The sequence below is a fragment of the Mesorhizobium sp. M7A.F.Ca.MR.176.00.0.0 genome (genome assembly GCF_004023165.1).
Classification (GTDB): Bacteria; Pseudomonadota; Alphaproteobacteria; order Rhizobiales; family Rhizobiaceae; genus Mesorhizobium.
This window is the reverse complement of record NZ_RZTC01000005.1, coordinates 1-19929: the sequence shown is the minus strand read 5'-3', so window position 1 is coordinate 19929 and position 19929 is coordinate 1. Positions and strand designations below refer to the sequence as shown.

The following is a 19929-nucleotide window of genomic DNA, read 5'->3' as shown; positions in this document are numbered from 1 at the left end:
GTCCCGTCGGCGCGACCGCCAGATCTGCGACCTGAAGCAGCGGGGCCGCTTCTGCTCGGGCAGTGCGGACCGGACGCTCGACGGCTTCCGGATCATCCTTCTGCTTGCCGAACATCAATTCCACGATCTCCGAGACGATCTCCTGTTCGCCCAGCGCGCGAAACCGCTCGGGCGGGATCTCGCCGACCTTGCGGCCGAGCTTCAGCACCGAGATGCGATCGCCGAAGGCAGCCGCCTCCTTGAGCTTATGGGTGATGAAGACGATCGCCAGGCCCTGCTCGACAAGGCGGCGCATCAGTGCGCCGAGTTCGTCGATGCCTTTCGGCGTCAGCATGGAGGTGGACTCGTCAAGGATGAGCAGCCGGCTGTTGCGCAGCATCGCGCGCAGAATCTCAACCTGCTGCTGCTCGCCGAGCGACAACTCCGATACCTTGGCTTGAAGCTTGACGGTGATGCCGAGCGTGCCGGTGATCTCGGCGACGCGCGCCGCCAGTTCCTCGGTCCTGGGGCGCTGCCACCACGGCCCGCCAAGCAGGAGATTTTCCGCCACCGTCAGCGTCGGCACCAGCATCATGTGCTGGAATACGGTGCCGATGCCGAGTGCCAGCGCATGGCGCGGCGAGGTGATCGGCGTCGGTTTGCCGTCGACCAGTATGCGTCCTTCGTCCGGCTGCTGCAGGCCGGACAACATGCCGATCAGTGTCGATTTTCCAGCGCCGTTCTCGCCCAGCAGCACATGCACTTCGCCCGGGCGGATCGACAGGTCGACGCTGTCATTGGCAACGATGCCGGGGAACCGTTTGGTCACGCCTTCAAGCGCGACGATGTCGCGCCCTGCAACGGACGATGAAGAAAAACCGCTCATGAAAGCCCAGCACCAAAAAACAGGAATCGTCCGGAGGGGTGAACGGATCACCCCTCCGGCAGCCGACCGTGATCGCCTTACTGGGCGACGCTGGTCATCAATGCCCTGACGGCGGCCGCGTCATAGACCGGCTCAACCTTGATCTTGCCGGAAATGACGTCCTCGCGCAGCGCCTGGATTTCCGTCCAGGCATTGTCCGGGATCGCAGCGGTCTTCAGCAGCTTGACCGAGTCGTCCTTGAGGCCGATCGTATAGTGTTTGGTGCCGAACGTGTCGGCCTTCAGGTCGGCAATCATGGCCGCATAGACCGGCTCGATGTTCCACACCACCGACGACAGCAGGAAGCCCTTGTCGATCGGTGACTTGTCGCCGATGACGTCGATGAAATAGACCTTGCCGCCATCGGCTGCCTTGGTCGTCTCGACCGCCTGCAGCATGCCGAAGCTCGAACCGTTGCCTTGGCCGAAGATGATGTCGGCACCCGATGCGATCACGCTTTCGGTGACGCGCTTGCCGCCGGCCGCATCGCTGTAGGCGGCAGGGCCGATCACCGCATAGGTGATCTTGACGTCAGGATTTTCCGCCTTCACGCCTTGTGCGAACGCCGCCGACTGCGAATTCCACGATGGCGGTTCGCCCGAGACGACGATGCCGACCGACTTGGAACGCGACACCTTGGCGGCGAGACGGCCGGCCAGATAGGCACCCTCGTGGCCGCTCAGCGTGTAGTCGGCGACGAGGCCCTTCTCCAGGCCGGCTGGCGTGTCGACGATCGCCACCGGAACTTTCAGTTCCTTGGCGATTTCGGGCGCCGAGGTGTTGTAGCCGCTGGCATGCGCGATCAACAGGCTGGCGCCGTCGGAGGCAAGTTCCCGCAAGGTCGGACGAACATCGCCATAGCCGAGGCCCTGGGCCACGACCACTTCGACGCCGGCGGCCTTGCCCGCCGCCTTGGCGGCGTCGATGCCTTGCTGGTTCCAGCCATAGTCCGTGCCTTCTTCGGGCGTCAGGATGGCGATCGACTTGACCTCGCCGGCAAGCGCGCCGCTCATCAAGACACCGGTCAATATAGCTGCACTTACACTGCTCTTAAGAAGCTTAAACATGTTACCCTCTCTGTTGTTTCACCAATCAATATTCTTATTGTTATTGCGCAAAAGCGAGATAGACTGCCTAGGAAAAATTACATTATGGAGCTCAGGCAAAGTGAAGATCCGTTATGCCCTTCCGGTGATGCTGGCGTTGTCGTCCTTCGCCAACGCGGTTGAGTTGCACCATGTCACCGTCCGCACCGGCACTGACGGGCTCGACATGGTTCCGTTGACGATTTCGAATGCGGGCAGCGAAAGCCTCTCCTGCAACGCCGACTTCGCCCACTGGTATTCAGCCGGGATCGCAACGGTCGAGCCGGGCAAGAAAACCCGCGTCGAGCTCTGGTTCGATGCGAAGACCGGCACGTTCACGATCTTCAACGACAAACGCGAGAACCTGCCCGTCGAGCGGCTGTGGTGCGGTCTGGCGAGCCGCGCATATGCCACCCGCGTGCAGGTCACGCTCGACCGCACCGATGCGGCGAAAGGCGAGCGTGATGTGTCCTGCGGCATCGCGCGGGACAGCTTTGTCTGCCGGTAGGCGCTCATCGAGCTTTCCGTTCGAACACCGCGCGCCCCTTATTCTTTTGCCAGGAATGCGTCGGTGAAGACGTCGTCCGCCGACAGAGCCGCCTTGAGCACGCCCTGGTCCGTCAGCGTCTTCAGGGTCTCCTCCCACTGCGTCTTGGTCATCCAGCCGAGACCGTGTTCCTTTGTGTCAGGGCTGCTGAACGTCGATGCGATGTCGGCGTTGATCTGCGCCAGCAGCACATCCTTTTTCTCCGCATAGCCGGGCGCCGCCTTGGCGGTGATCTCGGCAGCCTCTTCCGGGTGTGCCACGACATAGTCGAAGGCCTCCCTGTATGCCCTGACGAAGCGGCGCACGACGTCCGGCTTGTCCTTGATCATCGCCTGCGAGGTGAACAGGCCCGAGCCATAGGCTTTCCACCCATGGTCCGCCCCCATCATGATGCTGAGCGAGCCGGGGCCTCCGGCCTTCGCTTCCAGTTCGGGAACCTCCGCATCGATATAGCCGACGACGGTCTGAACCCGGCCCAGCAGCAAATAGCTTTCATAGGGAGGCGAGACGCTGTTCAGCGTCATGTCTTTTTCGGTCAGGCCGTTGGCGGCCAGGAAGCCCTTGAAGAAGATGTAGGTGGAACCGGCCGGATGAATGCCGATGGTCAGTCCCTTGAGGTCGGACGGCCTGGTGAGCTTCAGCGTCTTGGCCAGCGAAATGATCCCCAGCGGCGAGTGCTGATTGACGGCCGCCAGCGCCACGACCGGGACATTCTGCGACCGTGCGACGGCAAGCGTGGGAAGATCGCCGAACCCGAAATCCGCGTTCTCATTGCCCACCAGCCGCATCGCGTCCGGCGAGCCGGATCCCTTGCGGATCTCGGCCACATCGATGTCGTTCTTGGCGAAGAAGCCCTTTTCCTTGCCGACGAAGAACATGGCGTGATTGCCGCGCACCACCCAGTCGAGCTGGACGTTGACCTTGTCGGCCGCCAGAGCCGCGCTGGAGAAGCCGAGCGCGCCGACAAAAGCTGCCAAGGTAGCTGCCTTGATAAGTGACCGTCTCAGCATGTTTTGTTCCCCTTTATGAATTTGGTTGATCGAGTGGGCCTAGGACTGGCTGAATTTCGGCGCCCACGGCACCACGATGCGTTCGAGGATTTCGGCGGCGTAGTAGAAGGCGATGCCAAGCACGGAAACGAGCAGCAGCGCTGCGAAGACCAGCGCCGTGTCGAGCTGGGTCGAAGCGAACTGGATGACGTAGCCGAGACCGTCCGACGCCCCGGCAAATTCGCCGACGATGGCGCCGATCACGCTCAACGTGGCGGCGATCTTGGTTCCGGCCATAAGGTTCGGCAGCGAGTGCGGAACGCGGATCCTGAACAGGATCTGCGTCTGGCTGGCCCCGACCGAATTCATCAGCGACAGCAGCGAGCGGTCGACCGATTGCATGCCCGCCAGCATGGAGAGCGTCACCGGGAAGAAGGCGATGACCAGGATCAGGCCGATCTTGGGCGCCAGTCCATATCCGAACCAGAGGATGAAGATCGGCGCGAGCGCGACTTTCGGCACGTTCTGGAACAGCACCACCAGCGGATACAGGGCGCGTCCCAACCAATCGAAGCGCACGATGAGCAGCGCAATGGCGATGCCGACCACGACCGAGACCAGGAAGCCGAACAGGATCTCGCCCGCCGTCACCAGCGTCGCCTGCATCAGCGTGCCCCATTGCGCGACCAGCGACTTCGCGATCTCGGACGGAGCGGGAATAATGAAAGCGGATATGGCAAAGACCCGCACGGCCGCTTCCCACAGCACGATCGTCACCAGCAGCAGGATGACCGCAGGAAGCCAGCTGCCGGTCGCCGCACTCCAGTTGGAGGCGAGGCGCGGCTCGGAAAGGTCGGTGATGGGTTGGTCGCTCAAGACGCGCCTCCCGGTTGATGGCTGGAGCGCAGCATCGTTCGCAACTGGACCACCAGCCTGACGAACTCCGGATCTTCGGTGACCGACAGGTCGCGCGGATAAGGCAGCGCAATGTCGAGGCTCTCGGTGATCCGCCCGGGCTTGATCCCCAGCACGTGAACATGGCGCGACAGATGGATGGCCTCGTCGATGGAATGGGTGACGAGCACGATCGTCTTGCCGGTCCGCTGCCAGATCTCCAGCAGCGACTGGCCCATCGAATCGCGGGTGATGGCATCGAGCGCGCCGAACGGTTCGTCCATCAGCAGGACTGCGGGATCGAGCGCCAGGGCCCGTGCAATGGCGACCCGCTGCCGCATGCCACCCGACAGCTCGTTCGGCCGCTTGTGGGCGCTGTCGCCAAGCCCGACCAGTTCCAGCATCTCCTGCCCGCGCGCCCGCAGATCCGAGCGCGACAGCGACTTGTCGGCAATGCCGAGCAGCAGCGAGGCATTGTCGACGGCGTTTTTCCAGGGAAGCAGGTTGGCGTCCTGGAAGACGAGACCGATCATCCGCTTGCGCGCCGCCTCGATCGGCGCGAGCCCGGCGATCGAAACGCTGCCCTGGGTCGGCTGCACCAGCCCGGCCAGCACCTTGAGCAAGGTGCTCTTGCCGCAGCCGGAAGGGCCGATAAGGGAAACGAACGACCCCTTTGGCACCGAAAGATCGATGTTCCTGAGGATCAGTTGACGGGCCATGACCACCGAAACGCCCTTGGCGGAGATCAGATCGTCATGGCGGATATGGGCCGGCTTGTCGCCGGCGGCCCGGATGGTTTCAATGCGCATGGCTTGCCGCCCCGCGCGCTGTTTTCTGTCGCACCCGCACCATCTTGATGGCGAAGGCGCCCTTCACACAAACAGCCGACCGGTGGAACTCCTCGAACCGGCCTGCCCTCTGCGCACCATGTGACATTGGCTACTCCCGGCCTTCCAGGATGCGCCGCACCGCGACGAGCTTGCGCGCCCGTTCACCCTGCAGCGCCTTTGTCTGCTCGGGCGTGTAGGCAAACATGCCCTCGCCCGACTTGATGCCGAACTTCGACGCAGCTGTCTTCTCCAGCACCATCGGCGCGACATCGTCGCGGTTGGAGAGATCGGCATTGAGGAAAGACGAGACGGATTTGTAGATATCCAGCCCCGCCATATCGAGCAGCGCCATCGGACCGATGACCGCGATCTTGTAGCCGATGCCCCACGACACGCAGGTGTCGAGGTCTTCCGGCTCGATGACGCCGCGCTCGACAAGATCGACCGCCTCGCGCAGCAGCGCATAGAGCACGCGGTTCTCGACGAAGCCTGGAACGTCCTTCTTCACCACCACCGGCAGCAGGCCGATCGAGCGGATGAGATCGCGGATAACAGTCACGGTTTCAGGCGCGGTCCTTTCGCCGCCGATCACCTCGATCATCGGGATGATGTGCGGCGGGTTCGACCAGTGCATGCCGACCATCCGCTCGGGATGCGAGATATGCGCCTGCAGCTTGGTGATCGGGATGCCCGACGTGTCGGAGGCGACGATGACGGACGGGCCGATCAGCGGATCGATGTCGCGATAGGTCTGCGCCTTGATGTCGATATTCTCGGGCACGTTCTCGATCACCAGTTCGGCGCCATCGACGGCCTCGGCGATCGTCTCGACGAAACGCACGCTGCCGGCGCCAGTCCCGGGCGCCTTGATGTCGAGACGGTCGAGCACGCCGCCGGCGAGATCGAGCATGCCGCGGGCGCGCTCGATTGCCCCTGGCGAAACATCATACGCCGTCACATCGAGCCCGCCGCGCGAAAGCCGCGCGGCGATGCCTGGACCCATCGTTCCCAGTCCGATGAGAGCGGCGCGCTTGATCATCATGCCGCCTTTGCGGGAGCAGCAGTGGTTGCCGCCTTGAAGGCCGGCCGGGCGGCGATTGCGGCCACCCAGCGCTCCAGATTGGGCATTGACGGCCGGTCGATCTTGAAGTCGACGCAGCGCTTCAGGATCGGCGCGCAGGCGATGTCGGCAAGGGTCAGCTTGCCGAGCGCCAGGAAGTCCTTGCCGGCCAGGTGGCCGTCGACGATCTTGAGCTGCGCGACAAGGTCCTTCACTTGTTCCTTGTATTCGGCGGTCTGTTCTTCGGGCGTGAGCTTGGCGCCCTTGAAGGCCGCCAGGTAGCCCGGATTGACCGCAGCCAGCAGGAAGTCCATCCAGCGCTCGACCTCGGTCTTTTCGGCCGGCGTGGCGCCATTCAACTGTTCGCCGCCGAATGCCGCGAGATAGCGCAGGATGGTGTTGGACTCCCAGATCACGGTGTCGCCGTCGACCAGCGTCGGCACCTTGGAGGTCGGGTTGAGCGCCTTGTATTCCGCCGTCTGCGTGTTCTCGAACTGGCGGCCATAATCCTCGCGCTTGTAGGAGGCCCCCAGCTCTTCGAGCATGAAGAGCACCTTCTGGACGTTGCCTGATGTCTGGCGGCCTAACAGCTTGTACATGTCGTCTCCTCGCTAGTGTCCAAGGCCTACTTGCTCGCCGGGAGCGGCTTGTAGACGATGGCGTCCATTTCGATCTTGGTGTTGATGACGGCCTTTGCCTCGACGGTCGTGCGTGCCAGAACGGCGTCGCCGATCCCTTCGAGGAACGCCTTGTTGTAGCGACCGAAATCGCGCGTATCCTCGAGATAGGTGGTGATCCGCACGACATCCGACAGCGTCGCGCCTTCATGCGCGATGACGCGCGCAATGGTCTTCAGCGTCGCCAGCGTCTCTTCCTCGATCGTGCCGCTGATCATGTTGTTGTTCTCGTCCTTCGGCACCTGGCCCGAGACGAAGATGAAATCGCCGGCACGCACCGCCGGATGAAACGGCAGGTTCGGGTTCTTGTTGCCGATGGCGTAGTGGCTGGCGGATTTTCGCGTGCTGTCGCTCAACATACCCCCCTAGAGAACGCTGGTTTCGATGATGTCGACGCCGCGGATGCGATCGATCAGGTAGACGATGCCGCGGTCGTCGATGGTCACGTCGTTGGACGAGGAACGCTCCGCCCCCTCCGGCGCGTCGGGCATGAAATGGCCGACTTCCTTTGGCGCGAACGGATCGGCGATGTCGACGAGGCGCAGCCCCTGCGCGAACCATGCAAACGGAATGACGGTTCCATTGAACCGCTCGGAGGGCTGGTGGCAGCCCGTCATCGGCGGTTGCGGCGCGCCATCCGGGTCGAGGCCAGGCACCTGGAAGGTCGAGATCGGCAACGGGTTGGTCTCGTCGGTGATGTCGTAGATCCAGGTGAAGGCCGGCGGTGAAGGTCGCAGTTTGGCGACATCCTCGTCGGCCACCACCATGATGTTGCGGCCCTTGAGCGGCCGTGGGATCGGCAGGCAGGTGTGGGTGGGATGCGGAAAGCTCGGGCTCGAATTGACGTGCGAGACCAGCTTCGGCTTGGTGATGTCCGAAATGTCGAGGATGAACAGCCCGTGATGCCAGTAGCTGACATAGAGCCGGTCGCCCATGCGCAGAGGATGGTGGCAGCGCGGCGTGACATAGTCATGCCACGGGTATTCTTCCCCGCCACCCGTCCACTGGCCGGGTATCCACCAGCGTCCGACCTCGACCGGCTGTGCCGGATCGATCAGATCGAGGATCATCACGATATTGCCGACATAACCGTCGGCGGTCGGCGAGATGTAGACGTAACGGCCGTCGAAGTCGTAGCGGTGGACGCCCTTGCCGCCGGTTATCCATTTCGAGATGAGCTTGGGCTGCGCCGGCTTGGTTGTGTCGTAAAGCGCCAGTCCGCCGCCGAAATCGGCCGGGCCGGCATCACCAAAGCGCTCGTGGTTGATGATCATCAGCCCGTCCTTGGCGCGCACCTTGTGCGAATGCCAGCCGGGCGGAACATCGATCGTGGCTATCTTGCGCGGATTGCGCGGGTCGGAAATATCGACCAGCGTCGTGCCGCTCGGCGGCCGCATGTGGCCGATATAAAGGATGTTGCCATCGACCCAGACCTGGCCGCCGCCTGGACAGTCGACATGGCCGATCTGCTTGGTGTTGAACGCCGAAACCAAATGCATACGCCCTTGCTGCTGAAGCGTCGTTTTCGATGTCCACGCCGCCAATCGCGGCGGGACAGTGCTTGCCGAAGGACCGGAAACTAGACGAGGCGGAGCAGATCGCCGGCCTGGTTGCGGCCCCAGCGCTTGTAGAGGAGCAGCGCCTTCTGCGTCGGCGCATCAGTGGCGCCGAAGAAGATCACCGGCTCGCTCGACGAGCCGTTGACATGCTCGACCCAGGAACCACCAGGTATGGCGATGGTGTCGAACTGGTTCCAGTCATAACGTTTGCCGTCGATGATCGAATGGCCGTTGCCGCGGAACGGCGCCAAGAGCAGGCTGGCGGTCTCGCGCTGCGGCAAGGTCTTCTCGCCGGGGCGCAGCATCTGCACGTAGAAATTGATGGTGTGGAAGACGGGTCCGCCGGTGGTCGGATCGACATAGTCGATGACGATGCCTTCATGGGGGTCGCCATCCCAATCCTTGTGGGCGTCGAGGACCGCTTCCATCTTCTCCCAGCGATAGACATACATCGGCGACGACAGGCCGCCGCCGCGCTTGTGGTCGACGAAACGCGGCATCAGGCCACCCTCGCCATAGATGCGCTGTGAGTAGTCACCGGGATAGCGGGCGGTCTGCACCTTCTTCTCGACTTCCTTGCCATCGACCATCTCGGTGTATTTGTGATCGAAATGGACGGCATGCAGCGTTTCGACCAGCGGCAGGTCGAGCACCGACAGGTTGACCGCCTGCTCGCCGCCGACGGTGCCATGATTGTGCCAGGCGTCGTTGGGCGTCAGCACCATGTCGCCCGGGCCGAAGACCACGTCTTCGCCCTCGACGCCGGTGAAGTTGCCCTTGCCGGTCAGGCCGAAGCGGATGGCGCTCGGCGAGTGCTTGTGCGGCGGCATGATCTCGTCGGGATCGTTCAGGCGGTAGGCGGTGTACATGGTGCTGACCGATGCACGCTTGGGCGCAAGACCGGGATTGACCAGGATCAGCGAACGGCGCTCACTGTCGTCCATGGTCACCAGTTCGGCGGCGCGCTGCAGCAGCGGCTCGATGTCCGAATAGGACCACACGAAGGGAACGGCCTTCGACGTCGCCATCAGCTGCTTGATCTCGTCATGATCGACGCCTTCCGACGTCGCCCAGAACGGAAACATGTTCTTTGCGTAGAGGGCGTCATAGAGGCCCTTGAGTGCTGCCTTCTTGTTGGTGAGCACATCGTTAGCTGGTTGCGCCAGGGACATATCGGACACCTCTCGTCACGAAGAAAATACTTCTAACCAACTCAACCGTATTCGCATTGGTTTTGCTCGACAATAGCCAAATTGCGAATTTTATAAGTTTTTGGTTGAGGTGCATTTTTGGGAGGCAAATGCCTAGAAATAGGCAAAATAGCCTAGAAATCGCGAGATACAGCTCGCAACAAGGGCGTGAAACCGCTTCGCCACGGCCATGCGGACGCGCATGACAGTCCAACCAACGCAGTTTTTCAGTCTCAACCAAAAGACTTTGGTTGTATTCCGGCCGCCTCTATCAGGCCGCCACGCTCTGTTGAGCGCGGCTGCGGATCAGATCCGCGGCCTTTTCGGCGATCATGATGACCGCCGCATTGATGTTGCCGCAGACGAGGTCGGGCATGACCGAGGCGTCAACGACACGAAGTCCGGCGATGCCGCGCACCCGCAATTCCGGATCGACCACCGATGCCGCATCGACGCCCATGCGGCACGTGCCGGCCGGATGATGCACGGTGATCGAGGTCTTGCGGATATGCTCGTCGATCTCTTCGTCGCTCTCGCATTTCGGGCCGGGGAAGAACTCTGCGCCCACGAACGGGGTCATGGACGGCTGGCTGGCAAGGTTGCGGGCAACGCGAAAGCCGGCGCGAAGCGATTGCCAGTCGCGCTGCGAGGACAGGAAATTCTGATGGATCAGCGGCGCGGCGACCGGATCGCTCGACGCCAGCCTGACGCTGCCGCGGCTCTCCGGCTGCACAGCAACGATACGGGTCGCAAAGCCGTCGGCGAACGGCGCCTTGAACGGCGACATGTAAGGCCATGCCCCCAGCGGTGCGGCGGTGAAAAGCAGCTGCACGTCCGGCAGCGGCCGGCTTGCGTCGCTCTTCAGGAATGCCACGACGCCGCCAGGCACATCTCCCGAAAAGCCCTTTCCGGTGAGATAGGTCTTGACGAAATCCAGCCCGATACGATCGGCCCGCATCATCTTGAGAAACGGTCCCGGCTGTTTGCGCCGATACATCAGGATGACCGAAACGTGGTCCTGCAAATTCTTTCCGACCTGCGCACGATCGACCTTCGTCTCGATGCCATGCGCCGCGAGCTCACCGCTGTCGCCTATGCCTGACAGCATCATCAGCTGCGGCGTGTTGATGACGCCGCCGGCAAGCAGGACTTCGCGCCGCGCCAGAACTTCATGGCTCGCCCCGCCTCTGGTGTAGGCAATGCCCGTTGCACGGCCATCCCTGAGCAGGATCTTCGTCGCCATCGCGCCGGTCAGCACCTTGACGTTGCCGCGGCGCATGGCAGGCCGCAGATAGGCGGTCGCGGTCGAGCAGCGGCGGCCGTTCGCAATTGTCATCTGCAGCCGGCCGAAGCCTTCCTGTATGGCTCCGTTATAGTCGTCGGTCTGCGGGTATCCGGCATCACGGCTGGCTGTGGCGAAGGCATCGATCAGTTCGTCCTTGTACCGGCAGAACTGGGTGTTCAGCGGCCCGCTGCCACCACGGTACCGGCTTTCCCCCGCTTCCCAGCGCTCCTGCTTCTTGAAGTAGGGCAGCACCTTGTCGAACGACCAATCCGTCAGGCCGCTTGCCGCCCAGCGATCGTAGTCGCCGCGATTGCCGCGCACATAAGCCATGGCGTTGGTGGAGGAAGAGCCGCCGATGACCTTGCCGCGCGCGCATTCGACCTTGCGCCCGCCGACATTGGCCTCGGGCTCGCAGAAATACATCCAGTCGTGGCGGCGCTCGGTCAGTATCTTGCCCCAGCCGAGCGGGATGTGGATCATCGGATCGCGGTCCCAATCCCCCGCCTCCAGCAGAAGCACCGATACGGCAGGGTCCTCGCTCAGCCGGTTCGCCAGCACACAGCCGGCCGATCCCGCACCGACAATGACGTAGTCAAAGGTTTCGCCAGCCGGCATGCGTGATCCTCGGGAGAAAACGGCCCGCCGCGATGGCAACCGTCGACATGGGCAGTCAACCATCGCGCAACTGGTGTTGTCAACCATTGCGTACAGCTGTAGATTGGTTGAATTGGTTGAGTGCCGTCGAACAGGCTTTCGTGTCACAATATGATGCCGGACGTTGAGTCGGCGGTCTGCCGATCGGACAGGAGATTTGGTTTTGAGCGCATTCGAGCCGCAGGTCGGACCATCGGATCTCGACGACATCATCGCCGCGGTCCGCCAGTTGCAGCAGGGCGGCGGCAAGCTTCCGTCCGAGCGCGATCTTGCGGAACATCTGAGCGTCAAGCGCCATCAGCTTCGCAAGGCGCTTGAAGTGCTGCGCCTTTCGGGCGACCTCAAACCGGCGCGCGCCAGGCGGGCGCCGACCGCCCTTCCGAGATATGGCGAGGAACTGGTCAGGGTAACCAATCCGATCGAGGTCCTGGAATTGCGCCTGATCATGGAGCCGGGCCTTGCCCGACTGGCGTCGCTGCGCGCCTCCTCTTTCGAGACGGCGCGGATCCTCGACGCGGCAACCACGCCGGAGAACGCCCCGTCGGGTGAGGTCGACTTCGCTTTCCATCTCGCGATCGTTGCCGCGGCCCGCAACCATCTCGCCGCGGAATTCTACAAGATGCTGCGCCAGGTCGGCGTCGATGCGCGGGTGAAGGTTGCGCGCACCGCAGCCCCCACCTGCCCCAAGCGGATCGCCCACCGCGACGGCGAGCATCGCCTGATCGCCGAGGCGATCTCGCAGCGCGATCCCGAAGCGGCAGAGGCCGCAATGCGCGCGCACCTTTTGTCCGTGCAGAGACAGATCATGGAACGGTCGAATGCCGGCGCCTTTGCCGCGTGATCGTATCAGCTTCCGATAGTGAGCCTGTGCGGGGAATTTCAAATTGAAACGTCATTTCGACGTGCTGGTGATCGGTGCGGGATCCGCCGGCTCGGTTGTTGCCAGCCGGCTCAGTGAAGACCGGTCGTGCCAGGTCGGCCTCGTCGAGGCCGGGGCGATGCCGGCCGATCCCGACATCGCCGATCCGCTGAAATGGACGATGCTCCAGGGCCGCGCCTACGACTGGAGCTACCGGACCGTGCCCCAGCCCTTCACCGCCAACCGCGTCCATGAATGGCCGCGCGGCAGGATCGTCGGCGGCTCGAGCTGCCTGCATGCAATGGCCTATGTCCGCGGCCATGCCGATGATTTCGAACCCTGGGCGCAAGCTGGCGGCGAGCGCTGGTCCTATCGGGGGTTGTTGCCGGGCTTCATCCGCAGCGAAGCCTTCACTGCCTTCGACGGGCCGACACGCGGCAAGTGTGGCCCGCTGGACGTCTATCTGCCGGACGCCGAGGTCAGTCCGGTCGTGCGGGCCTACATCGCCGCCGGGCGCGCCATGGGTGCTCCCGCCCTGAGCGACCACAACAGCGGCGAACTGGTCGGCACTAGTCCCAATTCACTCAACATACGTGACGGCAAGCGCCTGAGCGTCGCCGACGCCTATCTGTCGTTGCAGGTCATGGCGCGGCCGAACCTGACCTTGCTTGCCGGCCACGAGGTCGAGCACCTGGTGCTGGACGGCCACAAGATCACGGGCGTGAGCGTGGTGTGCGAGGGTGAGACCGGAACGCTGTCCGCCGACCGGATCGTCCTTTGCGCCGGCGCAGTATCCACGCCGCTCATCCTCATGCGGTCGGGCATTGGCTGTCCCGATACGCTGAAGCAAGCTGACATACGTTGCCTTGCCGATCGCGGCGATGTCGGCCGCAACCTGCAGGATCATCTGCTGGCTCTCGGCAATGTCTACAGCACGAAGAAGCCGGTGCCGCCCTCCCGCCTGCAGCACTCCGAATCGCTGATGTACCTGCACAGCGACGACCCGACCCGCTCCACGGGAAGTCCCGATATCGTGCTCGCCTGCGTCGTCGCGCCGTCGGCGGCCGAGGGCCTGAAGACCCCGCTTTATGGCTCGGCCTTTACCATCCTGTGCGGCGTCACTCATCCAACAAGCCGCGGGCGCATCACACCGAGCGGCCCGAGCCGCAACGATGCGCCGGTCATCGACCCGCATTACCTCGAAACCGAACACGATCGCGCGACATTCAGGATGGCGTTGAAGCGGGCGCGCATGGTCGGCCATCATGCGGCCCTGGACGAATGGCGCGATACGGAGATCCTGCCAGGTGCACCGGTTCAGTCCGATGCCGAACTCAATGCTTTCATCGCCAGGGCTGCTTCCACCCATCACCATCCGGCCGGCACCTGCCGGATGGGTCGTGACACTGAGGCCGTCGTCGATCCTGACTTGCGGCTGAACGGCTTCGACAATGCCTTTGTCGTAGACGCCTCGGTGATGCCGGCGATCCCGAGCGGACCGATCAACGCCGCGATCGTCGCCATCGCCGAAACCTGGGCGGCGTCTTCACGGGCTACCCCGTCCTCAGCGTAACCGCGGCCGCGTCCGACAGTTCCCCTGGTTTCCGAATGGCTCTGGTTCCCAGCGACGGTCAGCTATGGAGATGCGTCAGTTCAAACGCGGCTCCGTCCTGGACGCCGGCCATGCGCTGCTCGGCGGACCGGAACATGTCCGCGAACTCCACCTGGTTTTCGAACACCACGCCGCCGACCTTGACGGTCAGGGCATCCTCCGTCCCTTTTGGCGCGAAATAGACTTGCGCGATGCGCGCACTGATACGCTCGCCGATTTCCCTGGCTTCTGCTTCGGTCGCGCCGGCGAGGAAAACCCCGAACATCGACGTCCCCATGCGTCCAACCAGATCCTCCGCGCGCACCGACGATTGTATGGTCGAGGCTATGAGCCGCAAGGCTTGATCGCCCCATTCAAGACCAAAGCGCAGGTTGATGGACCGCAGATGTTCCGAATGGATGACCAGGAAGGCGCCCGATTTCGGCCCCGGCACCGACGGCCGTGCCGTTCTTTTTTCGACCATCGACGTGAAGACCGCTCCGTTCAGGCAGCCGGTCATGGTGTCGAAGGTTGCCGACTTGTCGAGTTCCCGGCGATAGCGACGAAGCTCGATCTGTTTCAATCCAACGAACAGAAAAAGCGGAACGCCAAGGACAACGGGCAACAGGATTGCCGTGATCATGCTGCGCCCAAATGGCGTCAGCGCCTCGGAGAACAGGAGCAGGTAATTGAGGCCGACGGAAACGCCCAGGATTGCAGCGGTTCCCAGAAAGGTCAGCAAAGCGACGCTTTTCCATGCCTGGTCGGTGGTGCTCGCCATAGTCTTTATCACTGGCCGATCTCCTGTGGTTGGGCTGGTATAAGGCCGGTGTGTTGCAATTTCAGTTTCAAGGAAGCTTGCAATTTAATCGATTGCGCGATGACCCCATCAAGGCTGCGCCCGTGGCGGTTAACAAACAAAACATCAGGGAATGAATGGCAGGCTATTGCGCCGGGCCGAATATGCCCATCCCAGCCTTTCGGGCTGTCGCCTCCGCCTTGCCGTAGATGCCGCTCGGCAGCGCCGTGGCCCAGCCGTTGGAGACAAGCCAGGCGCCAACATCCTGCTTGCCCAGCCTGCATGGTGCGGCGACGGCAAAACGCTCGACGTCCGGCGGTACGAAACAGTGCAGCGCGCGTCCCCTCAGCCAGGAATTGAAAACGGCGCGGGCGCGCACGCCGCAAGGCCAGATGACGTCATGAAACGAGCAGGAGCTGTCGAGATCGATGCCTCGCACTCCGCTGATGACCACCTTGCGGCCCATGGCTTCGAACATCGCCGACGATGTGGCGATCGGGCGGTAGAGCAAGACCTCCCGCCAATCCCCGGGCATTGGCGTTTTCGGGGGCACGGCGAGACCGAGCTCGCTTAGTGGCGGACGGGGCTCGGCCCGTTCGATCTCAGCGGGATCAAGCCGTGGCGGAGCGATCAGGTCTTGAGCAACCTTGCGCGCCGGCTCCAGGCGTTGCGCGCCGGCAACCGGGGCAACCGGCCGGATAGGCCGGGTATCGCCAACATCCGGCGACGGGGCACGGACAGGCCGATCGACCGAAAGCAACGCCCCGCCCTGAATGATCAGCAGGATACCGGCCAGAAGCAGGAAGCTTCCGAGCGCGATCGCCAAGCGGCTGCGGCCCGGCCTAGCCATCAGCTTGAACAAGATCTCGGGGATTTGCGCCGGTCAGAAACCCGACGTCGATTTGGCAACCAGCTTGAGCGCACCTTTTTCAATCCGATAGAACGGCATCGAGCGTTGGCTGGATCCGTCGGCCCGAAACCGGAACAGGCCGGTCGAGCCACGAAAGCCGTTTGGATTTTCGAGAACTTTCTTGCTGAAACCATCAGGCCCGACCGCGCTGGCAATCCCTGCCGTCAAGGCAACCATATCATAGGCATAGGCCACGTTGACGTCGGCAGGATAGTTGTATGTCGTCCTGAAGCGGTCGGCGATCGGCCCGGTTTCACTTGGATCGAGCGTGGCGATAAACGCCCCCTCGAAGAGCGGATCCATGGGGTGCTCCAGCCAACGGTTCGTTCCGACGACGGAGATGGTCTTTCCCGGAATGCCCTTCGATTTGAGGGCGGCAAGGATAGGCGCCGGACTGCCATTGCCACTGGCGACAATGACGGCGTCGGGGGCGTCCACGAGTGAGCCCATTTCGTCGACCGCCTTCGCGCCACCATCGCCGGCAGAATATCGGAGAGTGACCGCAAGCGCCGCGCCGTAGATGCTGAGGCTGTTTGCGACCCGCTTCTCCATGGCGCCGGCGTTTGGACCGTCCGCGACAAGCAGTACGAACTTCTTGCTGCCTTTCGCAGCCAGTCCCGCGGCGCCGGCTGCGGCGCTGTCCGCCTCGCCAAGGAGCACGGCATAAACCCCGGCGCCGCCGGCGAAATTGTCGGCAAGCGCCAGAACCGGTGGCCGCTTCGATCCCGAAAGCGTGGCAATATGCTGGGCTGCCGGCAGCTCGGTCGGGCCAATGACGACTTTCGATCCCGTCGTAATGGCCGTTACTGCCAGTTTGCTGGCCTGCGTGCTGTCGCCCTTGGTGTCCTCTATCGTCAGCGTCAGCAATCCGTTGCCGATATCCGTCATCGCCAGCTTGGTCGCATCGAGCATCTTCCTGCCGTTTTCCCCGGCCGTTCCGGGGGCGGACAACGGCAGCAGCATCGTGACTTTGGTCGAACCGGTGCCCAGCGACTGGGTCGCCTGGACGGGACCGGCACCGGCGGCGCCATTCTGCCCGGCAGGCGCGGCAATCGCCGCCGGATCGAGCACTTCGGACACGCCGCCCTTCGACTGGCAGCCCGATAAGATCGCGGCGAGCGCCAAGGCGATTGCCCATGTCCGCGGACAGTGGACCTGTCGGCCAGCTTCCATGAATGCTCCCACCCCTATGTGCCGCCGGATATTGTTCCCGGTCTGGTCTTCAACGCATGTTACGGCGGACTTGCAGTGCCGTCTGTAGTTCTTTTAGCCGCCGAAAAGCCTGCCTCTGAGCGTCCTGATCTGCCTTGCTTGCCCGGCACTTCGATAGTCGGCGCATTTCATGTATCGCGGCCCCGGCACGAACACGCGGCGCACGCAGACGCCCTTTGCCTGGGCAGGGGCTCCGCCCTCTCCGCCCGGCGAAAATGCGGAAAAGCCGAACGTCGCCACCGGCAAAGGCCCGGTCACTTCAAAGCCTTCCCTTGCCAGGATTGCCCGCGCACGCTGGCAGTAGCGGACCGAAAGGGCCGAGAACCGGCTTTCATTGTGCCCGGCGCGATATTTCATGACGGTGGTGCACAGATCGCCCGCGGCCAGCCTGTTGGCCTGTGCAAGATATTTGACCCCCAGCGCGATGTTGGCCGCCGGCGCGCTCAGATCGTCCAGGGAACCTCGAAAGCCGAGCATCCTGGCGGTCGCCGGCATCACCTGCATCAGGCCGACTTCGCCGTCGCCGCCTTGCACGTCGGGATCAAAGCCGCTTTCGATCTCCATCACCGCATGCGCCAGCATCGGCTCCAGGCCATAGATCGATGCCTGGCAACTCGCAAATGCCTTGAAAGCCTGCCGGGTCCACTCCGTGGCCGGATCACAGCGCACCGATTGCTTCAGTCCGGACGAAAGCTGTGGTTTCACGGATGGTCGTTCCAGCCAGTTGGCACTGGCCGGCGTGACCGTTTGGACAAAGCCAAACAACACGATCGCGCCCGCGACCGCCTTCAGGAAGGATCCGTCGGCTGTCATGATGGCCAACAGGCGTGGGTTCGCCTATCCGGTCAGTGCATGTACTCGACCATGCGATCGTGAAAACACTCGCATTTGTTGAGGTAGTCTTCGTCCTTGTAGTTCGTCTTCAGGTAGCCATAGGCCTTGCCGCAAGCGACCTTGGCCTCCGACGCCCAGACGAAGACGGGCCGCGACGAGTTGATCCACTCCGAGCTGTTGGCGACGGCAACCGACTCGTCCATCAACTTCACAACCTCCTGCTTCAGATCGACGATGTTGTCGTTCAGCACCAGGTTGGAGGTGCCGACGACACGGCAATAGTCGCCCGTCGGACCGTCGATGATGTCGGCGGCATACCCCGTCGACCCGACTGCCAGCAACAGCGTCGCAGCGGAAACAAGCAGTCTTGCAGAACGTTTCATATTGAGCTCCCCTAGATATTAGCGACGTATAACATAGTCACGTGGTTGTGCGCTATGGCGTTACACCACGTTTGCCGTTGTCTGATGCTGGGTTATGCCATCGTCGTAGAGCAGCGTGATCGTGTTGGCAGCGAGGTGGTTCGTGAGTTCCGCCACTTGGACAAAATTGGCCGGATCTCCCGATCCGCTCGTGTCGACACTCAGCACGCCGGTCCCTGCGTCGTAGTTGACGAAGTTGCCGACATTCGCAGGAGCCGAGTCGAACAGGGCTGTCAGGTCGATCTTGTCGCCGTCGCCGCCATTGAAGTCCGTGATCAGATCCTTGATGTCGAGGTTCTCAAGTCTGAACGTGTCAGTGCCCGTCCCGCCGGTGAGCGTGTCACTCCCGGCACCACCGACCAGCAGGTCGTTGCCGGCGCCGACACTTTGATCGGCGGCGCCTTCGCCTCTGAGCGTGTCGTTGCCCAATCCGCCGGCCAGGTAATTGGCGCCGGAGTTTCCGTAGAGATAGTCATCGCCGGAACCGCCGATCAAGCCCTCGATGCCAGTCAGCGTATCTCCCGTGGCATCGCCCCCGGTGATGTTGCCATCACTCGGATTGCTGGGGGTGCCATGAACACCGGCGGCGCCACCTGCATCTGTCAGGTTTATCGAGATCGCCGCGCTCCCGGTATAGTCGGCAATGTCGGTGCCGGCTCCGCCTGAGATCGTGTCAGCGTGGGTGCTGCCGGCGATCACGTCGTTCACGGTGCCCGCAAACCCTGCCAGCGTAAAGGATCCACCCGAACTTGCAGCTACCTGGTGGATGTCCAAGGACTGGGTTGCACTAACGTCACCGTCACCATCGACCGCACTGACTTGAAAATGCAACGTGGTGTCGGATGGCAGTATCGTTTGTGAGATGTCGACGGCGGACAGCCTGATTTTCGAACCAGCATCACCGGTTATGGAAATTAGGTTGAAGTCGATCGAAGGATCGATGACCAGATGTCCGTTCGTAACTGTCGCCGTTCCGCTACGGGTCTCGCCGGTGACGGAATTGGTTGCGATCCACGATACAGAGCCCGAGCTGTTGCCGCTTGCCGCGAAATCGAGGCTGCCTATGAACTTCGGATTCAGCGTCGGTGCGTCATCCCCCGCGGTTGCGGAGGTGTGAAACTCCATGGTGAAGTTCTCATCTTTCTCGATAAACTGATCGGCGACACCGAAGCCCTGTGTCGAAGAATTGACGCCCGTGCCAGTACCGGTGAACTCGATCAGGCCATCCGATGTTTCAAGGAAAGGTGTCGGACCACCCGGCGACAGCCCCGTGAGCGTTTGAGTTACCGTTGTTGCTGCATCGGGTGTGATAAGCGCAAAGGCGTAGGTACCATCTGGATGCAAGGTGAGTGAATAGATGTCAGTCCCCGTGGAGGTTTCGGCCAGCAGCACCGTCGTTCCGTCAGCCTGGACTGCCGTGCTGTAGCTAACCCCCGCGATCGCCGGACCTGTGATGTTGAAATGGTTGACACCGTCGGCTCCCGCCACAAAGTCAAACAAACCGTTGACGGATCCGACCTCGTTGGGGATCGTCCCTGGCGTGAAAGCTCCAAGCGTCGGCACGTCATCGACGATGTCGACCAGGATGGAGCCGGTGGTGGTGTTGCCGTGGGCGTCGGTCACCGTAT

Annotated in this window: 19 protein-coding genes and 1 pseudogene; 3 read left to right on the top strand and 17 right to left on the bottom strand. The window is 62.6% G+C overall.

What is annotated here, in order from left to right:
- Together EOB59_RS35895 and EOB59_RS03055 are read right to left on the bottom strand one after the other, a co-directional pair.
- Positions 1–865, bottom strand: a pseudogene (locus EOB59_RS35895) (ATP-binding cassette domain-containing protein); the annotation flags it as partial.
- A 77-nt stretch (positions 866–942) separates the two neighbouring features.
- Entirely contained in the window at positions 943–1971 is a 1029-nt protein-coding gene (locus tag EOB59_RS03055) for a BMP family protein (protein WP_127397073.1), read from the bottom strand.
- A 100-nt stretch (positions 1972–2071) separates the two neighbouring features.
- Here EOB59_RS03055 and EOB59_RS03050 point away from each other — a divergent pair, with 100 nt between their 5' ends.
- Positions 2072–2497 (top strand): hypothetical protein, encoded by a 426-nt coding sequence (locus tag EOB59_RS03050; RefSeq protein ID WP_128287612.1) that lies wholly within the window; start codon positions 2072–2074, stop codon positions 2495–2497.
- A gap of 38 nt (positions 2498–2535) precedes the next feature.
- On the opposite strand, the gene EOB59_RS03045 is transcribed toward EOB59_RS03050, so the two are convergent.
- The 9 genes from EOB59_RS03045 to EOB59_RS03005 all read right to left on the bottom strand — a co-directional run bounded on the left by EOB59_RS03045 (position 2536) and on the right by EOB59_RS03005 (position 11635).
- On the bottom strand, positions 2536–3546 hold the full coding sequence (locus EOB59_RS03045) for an ABC transporter substrate-binding protein (RefSeq protein WP_127397075.1): 1011 nt from the start codon (positions 3544–3546) through the stop codon (positions 2536–2538).
- 39 nt (positions 3547–3585) lie between these two features.
- On the bottom strand, positions 3586–4401 hold the full coding sequence (locus EOB59_RS03040; protein WP_127809458.1) for an ABC transporter permease: 816 nt from the start codon (positions 4399–4401) through the stop codon (positions 3586–3588).
- On the bottom strand, positions 4398–5228 hold the full coding sequence (locus tag EOB59_RS03035; protein WP_127320950.1) for an ABC transporter ATP-binding protein: 831 nt from the start codon (positions 5226–5228) through the stop codon (positions 4398–4400). The genes EOB59_RS03040 and EOB59_RS03035 overlap by 4 nt, the downstream gene beginning before the upstream one ends.
- Before the next feature lie 130 nt (positions 5229–5358).
- Positions 5359–6288 carry a 5-formyl-3-hydroxy-2-methylpyridine 4-carboxylate 5-dehydrogenase gene (fhmpcd1, locus tag EOB59_RS03030; protein ID WP_128287684.1) on the bottom strand — a complete coding sequence of 310 codons (930 nt, stop codon included), beginning with the start codon at positions 6286–6288 and terminating at the stop codon, positions 5359–5361.
- Complete coding sequence (locus EOB59_RS03025) at positions 6288–6908, bottom strand: glutathione S-transferase family protein (protein WP_013529861.1); 621 nt, start codon at positions 6906–6908, stop codon at positions 6288–6290. The genes fhmpcd1 and EOB59_RS03025 overlap by 1 nt, the downstream gene beginning before the upstream one ends.
- Before the next feature lie 26 nt (positions 6909–6934).
- Positions 6935–7345, bottom strand: coding sequence for a RidA family protein (locus EOB59_RS03020; RefSeq protein ID WP_013529860.1), 411 nt, complete (start codon positions 7343–7345; stop codon positions 6935–6937).
- Positions 7346–7351: 6 nt separating this feature from the next.
- Positions 7352–8485, bottom strand: a complete 1134-nt coding sequence (locus tag EOB59_RS03015) for a hypothetical protein (RefSeq protein WP_128287611.1) — start codon at positions 8483–8485, stop codon at positions 7352–7354.
- Between the two features lie 80 nt (positions 8486–8565).
- Complete coding sequence (locus EOB59_RS03010) at positions 8566–9717, bottom strand: cupin domain-containing protein (RefSeq protein WP_027039500.1); 1152 nt, start codon at positions 9715–9717, stop codon at positions 8566–8568.
- 289 nt (positions 9718–10006) lie between these two features.
- On the bottom strand, positions 10007–11635 hold the full coding sequence (locus EOB59_RS03005; protein WP_127396971.1) for a choline dehydrogenase: 1629 nt from the start codon (positions 11633–11635) through the stop codon (positions 10007–10009).
- Positions 11636–11837: 202 nt separating this feature from the next.
- Between EOB59_RS03005 and EOB59_RS03000 the strand changes: the two genes are divergently transcribed.
- Positions 11838–12515 (top strand): FCD domain-containing protein, encoded by a 678-nt coding sequence (locus EOB59_RS03000; protein WP_013529856.1) that lies wholly within the window; start codon positions 11838–11840, stop codon positions 12513–12515.
- Positions 12516–12558: 43 nt separating this feature from the next.
- On the top strand, positions 12559–14106 hold the full coding sequence (locus EOB59_RS02995; protein ID WP_164895563.1) for a GMC family oxidoreductase N-terminal domain-containing protein: 1548 nt from the start codon (positions 12559–12561) through the stop codon (positions 14104–14106).
- A gap of 58 nt (positions 14107–14164) precedes the next feature.
- On the opposite strand, the gene EOB59_RS02990 is transcribed toward EOB59_RS02995, so the two are convergent.
- The 6 genes from EOB59_RS02990 to EOB59_RS02965 form a co-directional block, all read right to left on the bottom strand.
- On the bottom strand, positions 14165–14917 hold the full coding sequence (locus EOB59_RS02990; protein ID WP_127396970.1) for a GGDEF domain-containing protein: 753 nt from the start codon (positions 14915–14917) through the stop codon (positions 14165–14167).
- A 151-nt stretch (positions 14918–15068) separates the two neighbouring features.
- Positions 15069–15785, bottom strand: coding sequence for a thermonuclease family protein (locus EOB59_RS02985; RefSeq protein WP_245481875.1), 717 nt, complete (start codon positions 15783–15785; stop codon positions 15069–15071).
- A 21-nt stretch (positions 15786–15806) separates the two neighbouring features.
- On the bottom strand, positions 15807–17006 hold the full coding sequence (locus tag EOB59_RS02980) for an ABC transporter substrate-binding protein (RefSeq protein WP_127809453.1): 1200 nt from the start codon (positions 17004–17006) through the stop codon (positions 15807–15809).
- A 93-nt stretch (positions 17007–17099) separates the two neighbouring features.
- Entirely contained in the window at positions 17100–17858 is a 759-nt protein-coding gene (locus EOB59_RS02975) for a transglycosylase SLT domain-containing protein (protein WP_127811344.1), read from the bottom strand.
- Positions 17859–17890: 32 nt separating this feature from the next.
- Positions 17891–18262 carry a hypothetical protein gene (locus EOB59_RS02970; protein WP_127270682.1) on the bottom strand — a complete coding sequence of 124 codons (372 nt, stop codon included), beginning with the start codon at positions 18260–18262 and terminating at the stop codon, positions 17891–17893.
- A gap of 60 nt (positions 18263–18322) precedes the next feature.
- The coding region (locus EOB59_RS02965) for a type I secretion C-terminal target domain-containing protein (RefSeq protein WP_164895562.1) at positions 18323–19929 on the bottom strand (1607 nt) is incomplete at its 5' end.

Excerpts from the sequence above, each read along its gene's own strand:
- EOB59_RS03055 (WP_127397073.1), bottom strand. The coding sequence starts at position 1,971 with ATGTTTAAGCTTCTTAAGAGCAGTGTAAGTGCAGCTATATTGACCGGT.
- EOB59_RS03045 (WP_127397075.1), bottom strand. The coding sequence starts at position 3,546 with ATGCTGAGACGGTCACTTATCAAGGCAGCTACCTTGGCAGCTTTTGTC.
- EOB59_RS03035 (WP_127320950.1), bottom strand. The coding sequence starts at position 5,228 with ATGCGCATTGAAACCATCCGGGCCGCCGGCGACAAGCCGGCCCATATC.
- fhmpcd1 (WP_128287684.1), bottom strand. The coding sequence starts at position 6,288 with ATGATCAAGCGCGCCGCTCTCATCGGACTGGGAACGATGGGTCCAGGC.
- EOB59_RS03025 (WP_013529861.1), bottom strand. The coding sequence starts at position 6,908 with ATGTACAAGCTGTTAGGCCGCCAGACATCAGGCAACGTCCAGAAGGTG.
- EOB59_RS03020 (WP_013529860.1), bottom strand. The coding sequence starts at position 7,345 with ATGTTGAGCGACAGCACGCGAAAATCCGCCAGCCACTACGCCATCGGC.
- EOB59_RS03015 (WP_128287611.1), bottom strand. The coding sequence starts at position 8,485 with ATGCATTTGGTTTCGGCGTTCAACACCAAGCAGATCGGCCATGTCGAC.
- EOB59_RS03010 (WP_027039500.1), bottom strand. The coding sequence starts at position 9,717 with ATGTCCCTGGCGCAACCAGCTAACGATGTGCTCACCAACAAGAAGGCA.
- EOB59_RS03005 (WP_127396971.1), bottom strand. The coding sequence starts at position 11,635 with ATGCCGGCTGGCGAAACCTTTGACTACGTCATTGTCGGTGCGGGATCG.
- EOB59_RS02980 (WP_127809453.1), bottom strand. The coding sequence starts at position 17,006 with ATGGAAGCTGGCCGACAGGTCCACTGTCCGCGGACATGGGCAATCGCC.
- EOB59_RS02975 (WP_127811344.1), bottom strand. The coding sequence starts at position 17,858 with ATGACAGCCGACGGATCCTTCCTGAAGGCGGTCGCGGGCGCGATCGTG.
- EOB59_RS02970 (WP_127270682.1), bottom strand. The coding sequence starts at position 18,262 with ATGAAACGTTCTGCAAGACTGCTTGTTTCCGCTGCGACGCTGTTGCTG.